The 15,387-nt window shown below is 72.9% G+C and carries 10 protein-coding genes; all 10 read left to right on the plus strand.

Annotation, left to right across the window (positions count from 1 at the left end):
- The first annotated feature begins 2 nt into the window (after nt 1-2).
- The 10 genes from ACFHWT_RS03980 to ACFHWT_RS04025 all read left to right on the plus strand — a co-directional run bounded on the left by ACFHWT_RS03980 (nt 3) and on the right by ACFHWT_RS04025 (nt 15,379).
- Nucleotides 3-518, plus strand: coding sequence for a GNAT family N-acetyltransferase (locus tag ACFHWT_RS03980; RefSeq protein ID WP_416593201.1), 516 nt, complete (start codon nt 3-5; stop codon nt 516-518).
- Between the two features lie 2 nt (nt 519-520).
- Nucleotides 521-1,051: a hypothetical protein gene (locus ACFHWT_RS03985; protein ID WP_416593202.1), complete on the plus strand. Its 531-nt coding sequence runs from the start codon at nt 521-523 to the stop codon at nt 1,049-1,051.
- Nucleotides 1,048-2,892 (plus strand): non-ribosomal peptide synthetase, encoded by a 1,845-nt coding sequence (locus ACFHWT_RS03990; RefSeq protein ID WP_416593203.1) that lies wholly within the window; start codon nt 1,048-1,050, stop codon nt 2,890-2,892. The genes ACFHWT_RS03985 and ACFHWT_RS03990 overlap by 4 nt, the downstream gene beginning before the upstream one ends.
- Nucleotides 2,889-3,101, plus strand: a complete 213-nt coding sequence (locus tag ACFHWT_RS03995; RefSeq protein ID WP_416593204.1) for an MbtH family protein — start codon at nt 2,889-2,891, stop codon at nt 3,099-3,101. Before ACFHWT_RS03990 ends, ACFHWT_RS03995 begins: the two co-directional genes overlap by 4 nt.
- A 98-nt stretch (nt 3,102-3,199) precedes the next feature.
- Nucleotides 3,200-4,225, plus strand: a complete 1,026-nt coding sequence (gene sbnB / locus ACFHWT_RS04000) for a 2,3-diaminopropionate biosynthesis protein SbnB (RefSeq protein WP_416593205.1) — start codon at nt 3,200-3,202, stop codon at nt 4,223-4,225.
- Between the two features lie 91 nt (nt 4,226-4,316).
- Nucleotides 4,317-5,387, plus strand: coding sequence for a 3-oxoacyl-ACP synthase III family protein (locus ACFHWT_RS04005; protein ID WP_416593206.1), 1,071 nt, complete (start codon nt 4,317-4,319; stop codon nt 5,385-5,387).
- On the plus strand, nt 5,377-7,386 hold the full coding sequence (locus ACFHWT_RS04010; RefSeq protein WP_416593207.1) for an HAD-IIIC family phosphatase: 2,010 nt from the start codon (nt 5,377-5,379) through the stop codon (nt 7,384-7,386). Before ACFHWT_RS04005 ends, ACFHWT_RS04010 begins: the two co-directional genes overlap by 11 nt.
- Nucleotides 7,376-7,645, plus strand: a complete 270-nt coding sequence (locus ACFHWT_RS04015) for an acyl carrier protein (protein ID WP_278171030.1) — start codon at nt 7,376-7,378, stop codon at nt 7,643-7,645. The genes ACFHWT_RS04010 and ACFHWT_RS04015 overlap by 11 nt, the downstream gene beginning before the upstream one ends.
- Nucleotides 7,642-8,904: an FAD-dependent monooxygenase gene (locus ACFHWT_RS04020; protein ID WP_416593208.1), complete on the plus strand. Its 1,263-nt coding sequence runs from the start codon at nt 7,642-7,644 to the stop codon at nt 8,902-8,904. Before ACFHWT_RS04015 ends, ACFHWT_RS04020 begins: the two co-directional genes overlap by 4 nt.
- Before the next feature lie 76 nt (nt 8,905-8,980).
- The gene (locus ACFHWT_RS04025; protein ID WP_416593209.1) at nt 8,981-15,379 is read left to right on the plus strand and encodes an SDR family NAD(P)-dependent oxidoreductase; all 6,399 of its coding nucleotides are present in this window, start codon (nt 8,981-8,983) and stop codon (nt 15,377-15,379) included.
- Nucleotides 15,380-15,387: the final 8 nt, after the last annotated feature.

The following is a 15,387-nucleotide window of genomic DNA, read 5'->3' on the forward strand; positions in this document are numbered from 1 at the left end:
CCGTGGCATCCCCCGCGACGGACGTTCCGACCGACTTCGGCGTCCGGCCGGCCACCGTCGACGAACTCGACACGCTGGTCGGAATCGAGCAGGGGCCGGAGACGACCCGGTACCTCGGCATCACCGGCCGGGCCTACCACGAGCGGGCCTACGCCGATCCGGACCAGGAGCAGATCGTCGCCGAGGCCGGCACCTCGGTGGTGGGCTTCGTCGTGCTGGCCGGGCTGCGCCGGCCGGACCGCGTCGTCGAGCTGCGCCGCATCGTGGTGTCGCACCGGCACCGGGGCGCGGGGTACGGGCGGCGGCTGTTCCGCGCCGCGGTGGCCCGGGCCTACCGGGTGCACGGTGCCCGCCAGGTCTGGCTGGACGTCAAGCCGGACAACGCCAGGGGCCGGACGCTGTACGCGTCCGAGGGCTTCGTGCCGGACGGGACGATCCCCGACCCGATGTGCCCCGACGGGGTGCTGCTGCTGATGCGGCACACCCCGCAACCGCCGACCACACCGAGACAGGAGTAACGATGCGAGAGAAGCTCGCGGTTGTCGATCCGCAGGCGGCACCGCTGGCCGGTGCGACCGCCCCGCAGACCGCGTTCACCGCCGGCCAGGCCGGTGACGCGGGATGCCCCCGCTGCGTCGCCGAGCTGGCCGTCGCCGGCGAGGAGTTCGACCGGGCGTTCGCCGAGCGGGACTACGACAAGTTCATCTCGTTCTTCATCAACGAGAACGCCACCGGGCTCGGTGCCGACGGGACCGTCGGGATGAACCGGGACGCGTGGGGGCGCATTCTGCGCGAGTACTTCGACGAGCCGACCTGGACGCTGCACGTCACGCCGATCAAGTCGGTGGTGCAGAACTGCATCAGCGGCCAGATCCTCGAGGTGGTCCGCTTCGACTCCGCCGACGCCACGATCACCTTCGTGCACGTCACCTGCTGGCTGCGCGACCACGACCGGTGGCGGGTAGTGCTGCAGACTGAGGCTGGCCCGCTGCAGGACACCGAGGCACTGCTGGCGCAGGTCGCCGCGCAGCAGGAGGCGGCCACCCGATGACCCAGACAGTTGAAGCGCCCACCGCGCCACCCGCCGACCGGCGCGGCCGGGCGGAATGGCACGGGTCGGCGATCGCCGCGTTCCAGGAGGTGGCCGCCGCCCACCCGGACCGGGACGCGGTGATCGCGACCGACGGCCGGCTCAGCTACGCGCAGCTCGACGACCGCAGCGACCGACTCGCCGGCATCCTGACCGGCCGGGGCGCCGGCCCGGAACGCGCCGTCGGGGTGCTGCTGCCCCGGTCGGTCGACCTGCTGGTGGCGATCCTCGGCATCCTGAAGGCCGGTGCCGTCTACGTTCCGTTCGACCCGGAGCAGCCGGCGCAGCGGCTGGCCCGCATCGCCCGGGACGCGGACCTGGTCACCACGATCACCCACGCCGACCTGATCGGGTCGGTGCCGGACACCGGCGTCGGCGACGCGGTGGTCCTCGACCGGATCGACTGGGACGCACATCCGCGTACCGCGCCGGTACCGCTGCATCCGGACAACCTGGCGTACGTCATCTTCACCTCGGGTTCGACCGGCCGGCCCAAGGGAGTGGAGATCTCCCATCGGGCGCTGGTCAGCTTCCTCAACGGCATGGAGCAGGGCGGCTTCTTCGGCCCACCCGGTGCCCGGTTGGCCTGGAACGCCTCGGTGGCCTTCGACGCGTCAGTACAGGAGTGGGTCCGGGTGCTGCGGGGCGACACGGTCGGGGTGCTCACCGACGACATGCGCCGCGACGCGGAGGAGTTCGCGGAGTTCATGGTCGAGCACCGGCTCACCGAGGCCGACATGACGCCGTCGCACGCCCAGATGCTGATCGAGGAGCTGGCCACGATAGCCGCCAAGGACCAGTTCCTCCGGCTGTTCATCGCCGGTGAGGCGGTGCCGCCGCCGTTGTGGGCCGCCTTGGAGCAGTTGATCTCCGACGGGGTGCTGACGGCGATGAACCTGTACGGGCCGACCGAGGCCGCGGTGAACGTGGCCGGCACCCCGATCGTGCCGGGCGAGGCGCCGCACATCGGCCGTCCGCTGGCCGGAGTGCAGGCCCGGATCGTCGACGCGACGCTGTCACCGGTGCCCGACGGCACCCCCGGTGAGCTGTGCGTCGCCGGTCCGTACCTGGCCCGCGGCTACTCGGGACGGCCAGGCCTGACCGCGGCGAAGTTCGTCCCGGATCCGCTCGGCGACGACGGTGCCCGGATGTACCGCACCGGTGACCGGGTGGTCCGCCAGGCGGACGGCACGCTGCGCTACATCGGTCGCACCGACGACCAGATCAAGATCCGGGGACACCGGGTGGAGCTGGGTGAGATCGAGGCGGTGATCGCCGACCATCCGGGGGTCGCCCGCGCGGTGGTGCTGTACCACCCGGAGGTGGACAGCGGTCAACTGTCCGCCGTGGTCCGGCTACGCCCGGATGCCGACCTGGCCGCGGTACGCGAACACGCTGCCAGCCAGCTGCCGTCCTGGATGCGCCCGGGCAACTACACGGTGGTCGACACGATCCCGTTGACCGTCGGCGGCAAGGCCGACCGGGGCGCACTGATCAACCGCCTGACGTCCGGTTCGGACGGATCAGGACCCGACAACGACGAGGAGCCTCCGATGCCAGTTGACGCCGCCGAGACGGTACGCACCGTCTGGTGCGAGATTCTGAAGATCGACACGATCAGCGACACCGACGACTTTTTCGACATCGGCGGTCACTCGCTGAGCGCGATGCAGGTCGCCAGCCGGCTGCGGACCGAGCTGGGTGGCGTCAAGGTGCCCACCCAGCTGCTGTTCCGCAACCCGACCTTCGCCGGCTTCACCGAGGCGGTCAACGACCGGCTCAACCAGGTGGCTCCGGCATGAGTGGCGAACCCGTTGAGCGGTGGGCCGTGCTGGTCAACCACGAGGAGCAGTACGGGCTCTTCCCGGCCGACCGGCCGGCACCCGGCGGGTGGCGACCGGCCGGGTTCGAGGGCACCGAGGACGAGTGCACGGCACACGTCGACGAAACCTGGACCGACCTGCGCCCGGCCGGTCTGCGCCGGGCGATGGCGGCGCACTCGACCGACTGACCGGACCGACGACCGGCCGGGTGCCCGACCCGGCCGGTCGTACGCCGACGACCGCCGCCCCCGACAAGGCGGTCCCGAACGACGGAGCACACCATCCCATGGCAGAGATTCCGCCCTTCGCCGTCATCTCCGGCGCCCAGGTGCACGACACGATCAGTGGACGTGAGCCGGAGGTCACCGAGCTGATCGAGTCCGCGTACCGGTTGCACGGGGCCGGGGAAACCACCAACCCGGACTCGTACTTCCTGCGGTTCCCGGACCGCCCGAACAGCCGGATCATCGCGCTGCCCGCTTCGGTACGGGGCAAGGTCGAGGTGCACGGCATGAAGTGGATCTCCAGCTTTCCGGACAACGTCTCCGGCGGAATCCCCCGGGCCTCGGCCGTACTGGTCCTCAACGACTACGAGACCGGGTACCCGATCGCCTGCCTGGAGTCGTCGATCATCAGCGCGACCCGGACCGCCGCGTCCGCCGCGTCGGCCGCGCTGCGGCTGTCCGCCGCCCGGGGCGGGGTGCCGCGCCGGGTCGGCTTCGTCGGCACCGGCCTGATCGCCCGCTACATCCACACCTACCTGGTCGGCAACGGGTGCGAGTTCGACAGCGTCGGGCTGTACGACCTGTCCGCCGAGCACGCGGGCGGGTTCCGCGACCATCTGGTCCGCGGCGGGCAGGACGACATCCGGCTGTACGGCAGCGCCGAAGAGCTGGTCCGGTCGTACCCGCTGATCGTCTTCGCCACCGTCGCCGGCCGGCCCCACCTGTCCGACCCGCAACTGCTCGCGCACCATCCGCTGGTGCTGCACGTCTCGCTGCGTGACCTGTCCCCGGAGCTGATCCTCGCCTCGACGAACGTGGTCGACGACGTCGAGCACTGCATGAAGGCGGACACCTCGGTGCACCTGACCGAGCAGCGGGTGGGGCACCGCCGGTTCGTCGCCGGCACGTTGGACGACGTGCTGACCGGGCGGATCGACGTACCCGCCGACCAGCCGGTGGTCTTCTCCCCGTTCGGGCTCGGCGTGCTGGACCTGGTGCTCGCCAAGCATGTCTACGACAGCGTCGCGGCGGCCGGCGGACTGCACACCGTGCCCGGCTTCTTCCACGACGTCAGCCGGTACGGCTGACCCGGCCCGGCGCCGTAGCCGGCAGGTCGCCACGGCGGCCCGCCGGCAACCCGATCCCCGTACCCGCACGAACCGACGTAAGGACGCAGCCGTGCGACTGGTATCCCTCAGCGAGGTACTTCCCGGCGAGCCGGTCACCAACGCGGACATGGCCGCCCGGTTCGGCCTGCACGAACGGTGGCTGGACGCGATGACCGGCAACCGCACCCGCTACTTCTGCCGGCCGGACGGCCCGCCCGGGGTGCCCCGGTCCACCGGCGATCTGGCCACCGCCGCCGGCGAGCAGGCCCTGCTGCGGTCCGGTCTGGACCCGGCCAGCCTGGACTTCGTCATCCTGACCACCGCGTCGCCCGACCACCTGATGCCGGCCACCGTCAACCTGGTCGCCGACCGGCTCGGACTCAACGACATCCCGACCTTCCAGCTCACCTCGGGCTGCGCCGGCGCCCTGCAAGGGCTCTACACGGCACGTGCCCTGCTCGCCGCCGGAGAGCTGCGGCGGGGCCTGGTCATCGGGGCCGACACCTGCCGCAACCTGTGGCCGTCGGACGGCGCGATCGCCCAGCTGCGCCCGGCCGAGATGGTGAGCTTCGCGCTGTTCGGCGACGGGGCCGGGGCGGCGGTAGTGGACGCCGGCATCGACGGGCCGGGACTGGTCGTCGAGCACCTGTTCACCCGTACCGTCGGCAAGGGCCGGTCGCCAGCGCAGATCGTCCGTTGGTACGGCGCGGAGGGTGCGCCGATGGTCTCCGGTCCACGCGGCGAACCGGTCCGCGAAGCGATGTCCGAGGAGGACTACAAGGCGATCGAGCAGCACGTGCCGGAGGCTGCCCGAGCGATCCTCGACGAGCTGGTCGCGGTCACCGGCTGGCCCGCCGACGACGTCGAACACCTGCTGATCCCCCAGCTCAACGGGGTGATGACCGAGAAGATCCGACGCTACCTGGGGGTCCGACCCGAGCAGGCGGTCAGCTGCGTCGCCGACACCGGCAACAACGGCAACGCGCTGCCGTTCATCCAACTCAACCGGGCGATGCGGCGGATCGCGGCGGGCACCGGCGTCGGCGGTCGGCTGCTGGTCACCACCGTCGAGTCGTCCAAGTGGGTGCTGACCGGCATGGCGCTGCGGCACCGGCCCGAGGAGGCCGACAATGTCCGTTGACAGTGTCTCCGCGCCGACGTCGACCGGCCCGCCGCTGGCCGAGCTGCGGGCGCTGATCCGGGCCGGGTCGGCCGGCGACATCCGGCGGCTACGGCCGATCCTGGACCGGCTCACCGACCCGCTCGACCTGGAGGCCGCCGGCTCGCTGCTGCGCGGCCGCCGGGCCGCTGAGCAGCTGCGTGCCGAGCTGGCCCCGACCCGGGTCGCGCTGCTCGGCAGCGCCACGCTCGACCCGCTGCCGGCGCTGCTCACCGCGGCCGGCGTGCGGTACGCGCTGCTGCCCGAGATCCGCACCGCCGGCTTCGACCAGTGGCGGCTGGAGATCGCCGCCGGTGCGCCGGACCTCGCCGAGCTGCGGCCCCGGATCGTCGCCCTGCTGCTCGACGACTCCGCCGTACTGTCCGGGCTGGCCGACCCGGTCGACGTCGACGAGATCGCGGCCCGGTGCGCCGCGTTCCCGGCCGAGCTGGCATCCTGGCTCACCGCGTGCCGGCAGGCGCTCGGCGGGCTGACCGTGCTCGGCACCGTACCGCTGCATCCGCTGCGCCGGCACCGGCTGATCAGCTACGCCGCCCGGGCTCGGCTCGACGCGGTCTGGTCGCGGATGAACGCCGCGATCGCCGACCTCGCCGCCGACCATCCGGCGACGGTCGTCCTGTCAGCGGCGGACCTGGCCGACCGGGCCGGGATCACGTTCGCCGACGACCGGATGCGGCACGTGGCCGGCCACGCGTACTCCCCCGGCTACCTGGCGGCCTTCGCCCACGAACTGGCCCGGGTCGCCGCCGCCGACCTGGGCCGGGCCGCCAAGTGCCTGGTGCTCGACCTCGATGAGACGCTGTGGAGCGGGGTGGTCGGGGACATCGGCCCGGACGCCGTCACGGTGGGTGGCGGCTACCCCGGTTCGGCGCACACCGAACTACAGGAGCTGGCCCGGGACCTGGCGGCGCAGGGCGTACTGCTCGCCGTCGCCTCCAAGAACGACCACGACGTCGCGGTAGAGGCGCTGGCCCGGCACCCGGAGATGGTGCTCCGGCCGGACGCCTTCGTGGCTACCCGGATCAACTGGGAGCCGAAGCCGGACAACCTGCGGGCGATCGCCGAGGAGCTCAACATCGGTCTCGACGCGCTGGTCTTCGTCGACGACAACCCGGCCGAGCGGGACCTGATGCACCGGCTCGCGCCGCAGGTCGGCACCGTCGACCTGCCGGGTGAGCCGGCCGGGTACGCCCGACGCCTCGCCGCCCGGGGCGACTTCACCGTGCTCAGCCTCACCGACGAGGACCGGCAGCGGGTCGCGATGTACCAGGCCAGCGCCCGCCGACGGGAGCTGGTCCGGGATGCCGGCAGCCTGGACGACTACCTGGCCGGGCTGGAGTCCCGGCTCACCGTGCAGCCGCTGGACCGGCACAACGCGGGCCGGATCACTCAACTGTTCGCCAAGACCAACCAGTTCAACCTCACCGGGATCCGGTACGGCACCGCCGAGTTGGGCGACGGCGGTGGTGACCTACCGGGCGGCAGCGGCGTGTCCGGTAGTGGTGGCGCGCCGGGCGGCGCTACGGGCTTCTACGGTGCCCGGTTGACCGACCGGTTCGGTGACAACGGGCTGATCGCTGCGCTGGCCCTGACCCGACGCACCGACGGTGCCTGGAGCATCGACAACCTTGTCCTCAGCTGCCGGGTTTTCTCCCGGGACGTGGAAGGAGCGATTGTCGGCCTGGTGCTGCGCAGCGCGCTCGCCCGGGGGGCGCCGGCCGTGTACGGCAGCTTCCGCCGCACCGAGCGCAACGCCCGGTTCGCCGACTTCTACCCACGGCTCGGCTTCCACCCCGTCGACCCGACCGACCCGACCGACCGCACCGCCGACGCCGACCGCACCGCCGACGCCACCGAGCCGGGGGGTGCTGCCGAGTTCCGCCATGACCTGCGCGACCTCGTCGAGCTGCCCGGCTGGATCGAGATCACCAACAACGAGGAGCCCTTCGATGTCCGCTGACCGGCCTGACTCCGGCGTCGATCTGATCGCCGACATCCTCGCGGACCTGCTGGACCTGGAGTCCGAGCAGGTCACCGCCGACACCCCGCTGACCGCGATCGACGGCTGGGACTCCGTGAACGCCCTGCGGGTGCTGGTCTACCTGGAGCGCAGCAGCGGCGCGTCGGTGGACTACGAACGGTTCACCGCCGCCACCACCGTTGCCGACCTGGCGGCGCTGGTCGCACCGGTCCCGGCGAGCGAAGGGCCGGTCCGGTGAGCGACCAGACGATGCAGACCGACGTCCTGATCGTCGGCGGCGGCCCGGCCGGCGCGCTGCTCGGTCACCTGTTGGCCCGGCGCGGGATCGACGTGCTGGTCGCCGAGCGGCAGACCAGCCTGGAGCGCGAGTTCCGCGGCGAGACGATTGCCGCCCCGTCGGTGGTGACCCTGCGCCGGCTGGGCTTCGGCCCGGCGCTGGACGGCCACGGCTACCTGCCGACCGAGGGCGTCACCATGCGGATGGAGGGGCGGCGGGTGATGCACGTCGACTACCGCCGCTTCGGCGTCGGCGAGGTGCCGATCGACATCCCGCAGCCCGCCCTGATCAAGATCTTCATCGACGCCGGGCAGCAGCATCGCGGGTTCGACTACCAGTTCGGGACCACCTTCACCCGGCTGATCGAGCAGGACGGCGCGATCCGCGGTGCCTGGCTGCGCCGCCGCGACGGCTCGTCGGTCGAGGTCCGGGCCCGGCTCGTGGTCGGCGCCGACGGACGGTTCTCCAAGGTACGGCACGCCGCCGGGCTGACCGCCGACGTACAGCAGATGGCCCGCGACTTCCTGTCGTTCCGGCTGCCGCGGCCGCCGCAGTGGGGGCAGCAGGCCGAGCTGGTGATCAACCGGGACCGGCACCTGGTGGTGCTGCCCACCTTCCCCGACTCGCTGCGGATCGGCACCAACCTGCCGAAACGCAGCCTCGGCGCGCTGCGCAAGGCCGGCTTCGACGCGTTTCGCGCGGTGGTAGCCGCCCTCGACCCCCGGCTCGCTCCGCTCGTCCAGCAACACCTGCGGACCTGGGACGACACCTCGTTCCTGGAGATCTTCACCGCCGAGGTGCCGCAGTGGAGCCGGGACGGGCTGATCCTGGTCGGCGACGCCTCGCACACCTGCACGCCGATCCTCGGCCAGGGCGTGAACGTGGCCATCCAGGACGCGGTCTGTCTCACCCCGGTGATCGCCGCCGCGCTGGCGGTTGACCGCGGCCCGGTCGTCACCGCCGCCGACACCGCCGACTTCGTCACGCAACGGCAGCGGCACAAGGCCTTCGTCACCCGGTTCCAGCGGATCCAGGAGTCCGCCCTGGCGCAGGGCGGCACCGTCGGGGTGCTGCTGCGTCGGGCCCGCTACCGGACCCTCGACGTACTGCCGCTGAAGTACCGGATCTTCGGCAGCGTGCTCAACGCGCCGCACCAGATCGACCCGGCTGATCTAGCCGAGGACGTTCGGACCGGGCCCGCAGTGGGCACCGGCGACTGACCCCGGCCGGCCTGCGCTCGTACCTCCATCAGACCCGACCTGCTCCCGCACCCCTGTCTCCCGAGGCGGTCTCGCTATGTTCGACAACGACGGTACCGACCCGACCCAGCTCATTGCGGTCGTCGGCATGGCCGGCCGGTTTCCCCAGGCACCGGACGTGGACAGCTTCTGGCGGCTGCTCCGCGACCGGGGCGACGCGATCGCCCCGGTGCCCGGCGACCGGTGGGACGCCAGCGCCCAACTCGACCCGGAACGGCACGTCCAGGACGTGGGCGGATTCGTCGACGAAGTCGACCTGTTCGACCCCGGCTTCTTCGGGATCTCCCCTCGGGAGGCCGAGGACATCGACCCGCAGCAGCGGCTGATGCTGGAGACCGTCTGGCGGACGCTGGAGGACGCCGGTCAGCCGGCGGCCGGACTGCGCGGCTCCCGTACCGGGGTCTATGTCGGAGCCTCCTGGCACGACTACGAGATCCTGCGCAAAGAACGCGGTCTGGGGGCCACCACGCACAGCGCGGTCGGCAACGCTCTGGACGTGATCGCCGCCCGAGTCTCGTACTTCCTGCGGCTGACCGGGCCGTCACTGGTCGTCGAGACCGGGTGTTCGTCGTCGCTGGTGGCGTTGCACCTGGCCGGTCAGGCGTTGCGCGCCGGCGAGACCGACGCGGCGCTGGTCGGCGGAGTAAACCTGATCCTCGCCCCGGACGTGTCGATCGGGCTGACCGCCTTCGGCGGGCTCTCCCCCGAAGGTCGGTGCAAGGCGTTCGCGGCCACCGCCGACGGGTTCGTCCGGGCCGAGTGCGTCGCGGCGCTGATGCTGAAGCGACTCGACCGGGCGATCGCCGACGGCGACCGGATCCGCGGCGTCATCGTGCGCACCGTGGTGAACAACGACGGCGGCGGGGAGAGCCTGGTCACCCCGAACCCGGCCGGTCAGGAGGACCTGCTGCGCCGGGCGTACCAAGGGCTGGACGGCGTGGTGGACCGGCTGCGCTACGTCGAGGCGCACGGCACCGGTACCGGCCGGGGCGACCCGATCGAGGCCGGCGCCATCGGCCGGGTCCTCGGCCGGGCCGGCAGCCGGACCGGTGACGGCGGTCAGGTCGGTGCTCCGCTGGCCATCGGCTCGGTGAAGACCAACATCGGGCACGCCGAAGCCGCCGCCGGGCTCGCCGGACTGGTCAAGGTGCTGCTCGCCCTCGAACACCGGGTGGTGCCGCCCAGCCTGCACTCCGCCGAGCTCAACCCCGCCATCGACTTCACCGGTCTCAACCTGCGGCTGGTCCGCGACCCGCTGCCACTGCCGGTCGACGAGGCGGTCTGCCTCGGCGTCAACTCGTTCGGCTGGGGAGGCACGAACGCCCACGTCGTGATCGCCGACCCGCCGGCCGGCACCAACCGCCGGCCGGAGCAGGCCAGCGCCGCGACCGGACCGGGGGTACCCGCCGTCCTGCCGGTCTCCGCACACACCGGTCAGGCCCTGACCCAGCGTCTGCGGGAGCTGCGTGACCGGCTCGCCGCCGGGGCCGAACCGCGGCGACTCGCTGGCGCGCTGGCACACCGCCGCGACCACTTCCCGCTGCGTACCGCCGTGGTCGCGGCCGACGCCGAATCGGCCGTGACGCTGATCGACGCCCATCTGGACGACCCGCAGGCCGACCTCGCCGGGGTCGCCGCCGGCCGGGCCGACACCGCCGGCCGGACCGCGTTCATCTTCCCTGGGCAGGGCGCGCAGTGGGCGGCCATGGGACAGCGGCTCTACGCCGAGGTGCCGACCTTCGCGAAGGTCATCGACCGGTGCGCCGCCGCGCTGCGCCCGTACGTCGACTGGGATCTGACCCAGGTCGTCTCGGGCGCCGCCGGAGACGGCTGGCTGTCCCGGGTCGACATGTTGCAGCCGGCCCTGTGGGCCACCTCGGTTGGGCTGGCCGAGCTGTGGCGGGCCAACGGTGTGGTGCCGGACGTGGTTGTCGGGCACAGCCAGGGCGAAGTCGCCGCCGCCACCGTCGCCGGCATCCTCAGCTACTCCGACGCGGCGATGGTGGTGGCCCGACGCAGCGCGCTCGCGCTGCGTACCTCCGGCAACGGCCGGATGCTCGCTGTCTCGCTGGACCGGGAGGCGGCCCTCGACGCGCTCGCCGGGTTTGAGGAACTGGTCTCCCTGGCGGTGCACAACGGTCCCAGCTCGTGCGTACTGTCCGGCGAGACCGAGGCGGTGCTCACCCTCAAGGAGCTGCTCGACGCCGACGAGGTCTTCTGCCGGCTGGTCGACGTCGACTACGCCTCGCACAGCCCGCAGATGGACGCGCTCACCGACGACCTGCTCGCCGCGCTGCACGAGGTGCAACCCGCTCGGGGCGAGGTCGAGCTGATGTCCACGGTCCGGGTCGCCCCGCTGGCCGGGCCGGAGATGGACGCCCGCTACTGGGTGGACAACCTGCGCCAGCCGGTACAGTTCCACGACACGATGGGCCGGCTGTTCGACGACGGCGTCACCCACGTCGTGGAGATCAGCCCGCACCCGGTGCTGGTGCCGGCGCTGGAGCAGCTCGCGGCGGCCCGGCCGGAGCCGCCACGGGTGCTGTCCACGCTGCGCCGTGACCAGGGCGGCCCGGCCGACCTGGCTGCCGCGTTCGGCCGCGGTTACGTCGCCGGACTGGCTCCGTTCGCCGCACTCCCCGACGGGTTCGGCGTCGACCTGCCCGGCTACCCGTGGCAGCGGTCGGCGCACTGGCCGTCGGCCGCCCGGCGGCGCTCCCGTACCGCCGGCACCGAGATCGCCCTGGTGCCGTCCCCGTCAGAGACCGACCTGTGGCAGGCGGAACTGGAACTCGCCGTCGACGACCAGCCCTGGCTCGACGACCACCGGGTACACGAGGCGGTCGTGGTACCCGGCGCCGCGATGATCGTGCTCGGTCTCGGCACCGGCCGGGCCCGTACCGGCCGACTGCCGGCCACCCTGCACCGGACCACCTTCCACGGTGATCTGACGCTGGCCGACGGACCGGCCCGGCTCAGCCTGCTGTGGCGCGACGACGTGACCGAGGGCGGTTCGTTCGTGCTGCAGTCGCTCGGCTCCGACGGCACCAGCTGGTTCCGGCACGCCACCGCCCAGGTCCGGCACACGACCGAGGCGGCAGGCCCGGTGGAGTTTCCCGGGCAGCGGCTCACCGACTCGGCGACCGAGATCGGACCGGAGACCTTCTACGCCGGCTGCCACCAGCGCGGACTACGCTACGGTCCCGCCTTCCAGGGGATCCGGCGGCTGCGCCACGGTGCCGACTGGGCGTTCGCCGAGCTGACGCTGCCTGACCGGTGCCGGGCCGGGGCGGCCGCGTACCCGCTGCACCCGGCGCTGCTGGACGCGGCGCTGCAGGCGAGTCTGGCACTGCACGCCGGCCCGGCGACCGTGGTACCGACCGGAGTGGACCGGATCGATGTGCACGGCGAACTCGCCGAGCCGACCGTGCAGGCCTGGTCGTACGTGTTCCGTCGCGACGACGGCCGGTACGACGTGCACCTCTACGACGCCGACCGGACCCCGCTGCTCAGCCTGCACGGGCTGACGTTGCAGGAGTTGGACGTGTCCGGGCCAGCCGATCCCGACGCCGGCCTGCTACACCAGCTGCGGTTCCTGCCGCGACCGGTGCAGCAGCCGAATGCGCCCGCCGGCCGCTGGCTGGTCATTGCCGACGGCTCCACCGACAACGCCGCCAGCGGCGTCGCCGCCGACCTCGCCGACGGCGTCGCCGGCGAGCTACGCCGGGTCGGGGCCGCCGCGGACGTGCCGGCCGCCGACGGCGAGGCCGACGCGGTACGCGACGGCGACCTGACCGGCCTGGTCTACCTGGCACCGCCCGCCTCGGCCGGCCTGGACCGTCAGCGGCAGGCCCTCGCCAGGCTGGCGGACCTGGTCCGGGCCTGTCTGAACCGCCCAGCACCACCCCGGTTGGTGCTGGTCTCCGTGGACGCCCAGACCGCGACGGCGGCCGACCGGCCGGACCCTGGCTCCGCCCTGTTCTGGGGTTTCGCCCGGGTGCTGCGCCGGGAGCACCCGGAACTCGCCGCGACCGTCGTCGACCTGACCGGTGTGGCCGACACCGCCGCAGCTGCCAACGCCCGGTCGACCGGGGTCGCCGAGGGCTGGCCGACGGAGGCCGCCGCCGCGCTGGTCGCCGAACTCGGTGCCGCCGACGGCGACGACCAGGTGGTGCTGCGCCCCGACGGCCGGTACGTCGGCCGCATCCTGGCCACCGGCCGGGCCGACCTGGACCGGTTCGCCGACGGTACGCGGCCGCGCTGGCGTTCCCCGCGTCAACCGTTCCGGCTCATCCCGGCCCGCGCCGGTGGCTGGGACGGCCTGGAGTTCCGCCCGCTACGCCGCCGACGCCCCGGTCCCGGTGAGGTCGAGGTCGAGGTCACCGCAGCGGCGCTGAACTTCATCGACGTGATGAAGGCCGTCGGCACCTACCCCGATCCGGTCGGGGCCGGGCTGCTCGGCGGCGAATGTGCCGGCCGGGTCACCGCGCTGGGTGCCGGGGTCACCGGCCTCGCCGTCGGGGACCGGGTGGTCGCCTGCGTCTTCGGTGCCCTGGCCTCGCACGTCACCGTCAGCACCGGCCGGGTCCGGCCGATCCCGCCGGAGCTGTCCGACAAGGACGCGGCGGCGCTGCCACTGGTCGGAGTGACCGCCTGGTACGGCCTCGCCGAGCTGGGTCGGACCGGCCCCGGCGACACCGTCCTGGTGCACTCGGCCGCTGGCGGGCTGGGGCTGGCCGCGATCGCCGTCGCCCGGCATCTCGGCGCCGAGGTGATCGCCACCGCCGGCACCGAGGGCAAACGGGATCACCTACGTCGGCTCGGCATCCGGCACGTGTTCGACTCCCGCGACCTGTCCTGGGCCGAGCAGGTGCTGGCGGCGACCCGCGGGCGCGGCTGCGACGTGATCCTCAACTCGCTGACCGGGGCGGCGATCACCCGTGGCCTGGACGTGCTGGCCGAGGACGGTCGGTTCATCGAGGTCGGCAAGAAGGACATCTACGCCGACCGCACCATCTCGTTGAGCGCGTTCCGCAAGGGAATCTCGCTCGCCTCGGTCGACGTGGCCGGTCTGATGCAGCGCCGGCCGGCCCGGTTCACTGAACAGTTCGGGCAGGTGTGGGAGCTGGTTCGGACCGGCCAGCTCGGCCGGCTTCCGGTGATCGACTACCCGTTCGACCAGGCCACCGAGGCGCTACGGGAAATGTCGCAGGGGCGGCACATCGGCAAGTTCGTGCTCAGCCGGCCGGACAGCGTGGCGTCGGTGGCACCCGAGCCGCTGCCCGGCGGCCGGTTCCGCGACGACGGCACCTACCTGATCACCGGTGGCCTCGGAGCGCTGGGGCTGTCCCTGGCGGAGTTCGTCGCCGCCGCCGGCGGCGGGGCGATCGCGCTGCTCGGCCGTTCCGCGCCGGACGCCGACGCCGCCGCGCGCATCGACGCGGTCCGGCGCGGCGGCGTCCAGGTACGCACCTACCAGGTCGACGTCGCCGACCGGGCCGCGCTGGCCGATGTGCTCACCCGGGTACGCACCGACCTGCCGCCGCTACGCGGGGTGGTACACGCAGCCGGCGTGCTGGACGACGCCACCATCGCCACGCTGCACACCGGACAACTCGACCGGGTGCTCGCCCCCAAGGTCGACGGGGCCCGCTACCTGGACGCCCTCACCGACACCGATCCACTGGACCTGTTCGTCCTGTTCAGTTCGGCCGCCGCGCTGGTCGGCAACGCCGGGCAGGCGGCGTACGCGGCCGCGAACGCGTACCTCGACGGGCTCGCCGAGGACCGTCGCCGACGCGGGCTCGCCGGGCTTTCGGTGCAGTGGGGGCCGTTCGCCGGGGTCGGGCTCGCCGCCCGGGACGGCAACCGGGGTGACCGGCTGGCGGAACGCGGCATGGGCAGCTTCCCCGCCGAGCAGGCCTGGCCGGCGTTGACCCGGCTGCTCGCCACCGACGTCACGGTCGTCGGCTACCTGCCGCTCAACCTGCGGCAGTGGTTCGACGCCTACCCCGACACCGCCGCACTACCCAGCTGGCAGGAGCTGCGCGCCGGCCGGGCGGCGGCAGCGGCCGGCGGTGACGGCGGGCAGTTCCTCGACCAGCTGCGCAACACCCCGACCAACGACCGGGTCCCGCTAGTCGAGGCCAAGGTACGGGAGCTCACCGGCCGGGTGCTGCGGATCGACCCGACGGCAATCGACCGGGACACCCCGTTCAAGGCGCTCGGCCTGGACTCGCTGATGAGTCTGGAACTGCGCAACCGACTGGAAGCGGCCTTCGACCTGAAGCTATCGCCGACCCTGCTGTGGACCTACGGCACGTCGGGCGCGCTCACCGGCATGCTCTGCGACCGGCTGCCCGCCGGCGACGACGAGCGGCCGGAGTCCACACCCGACGCCGTGCCCGCACCCGACGCCGTGCCCGCCACCGAGTAGCGACCTGC

The organism is Micromonospora sp. LOL_021 (genome assembly GCF_048060215.1).
GTDB lineage: Bacteria > Actinomycetota > Actinomycetes > Mycobacteriales > Micromonosporaceae > Micromonospora_E.

What these genes read in the sequence shown, in the direction of transcription:
- ACFHWT_RS03985 (WP_416593202.1), top strand. Translation starts at nt 521, where the DNA reads ATGCGAGAGAAGCTCGCGGTTGTCGATCCGCAGGCGGCACCGCTGGCC.
- ACFHWT_RS03995 (WP_416593204.1), top strand. Translation starts at nt 2,889, where the DNA reads ATGAGTGGCGAACCCGTTGAGCGGTGGGCCGTGCTGGTCAACCACGAG.
- ACFHWT_RS04025 (WP_416593209.1), top strand. Translation starts at nt 8,981, where the DNA reads ATGTTCGACAACGACGGTACCGACCCGACCCAGCTCATTGCGGTCGTC.
- ACFHWT_RS04015 (WP_278171030.1), top strand. Translation starts at nt 7,376, where the DNA reads ATGTCCGCTGACCGGCCTGACTCCGGCGTCGATCTGATCGCCGACATC.
- sbnB (WP_416593205.1), top strand. Translation starts at nt 3,200, where the DNA reads ATGGCAGAGATTCCGCCCTTCGCCGTCATCTCCGGCGCCCAGGTGCAC.
- ACFHWT_RS03990 (WP_416593203.1), top strand. Translation starts at nt 1,048, where the DNA reads ATGACCCAGACAGTTGAAGCGCCCACCGCGCCACCCGCCGACCGGCGC.
- ACFHWT_RS04010 (WP_416593207.1), top strand. Translation starts at nt 5,377, where the DNA reads ATGTCCGTTGACAGTGTCTCCGCGCCGACGTCGACCGGCCCGCCGCTG.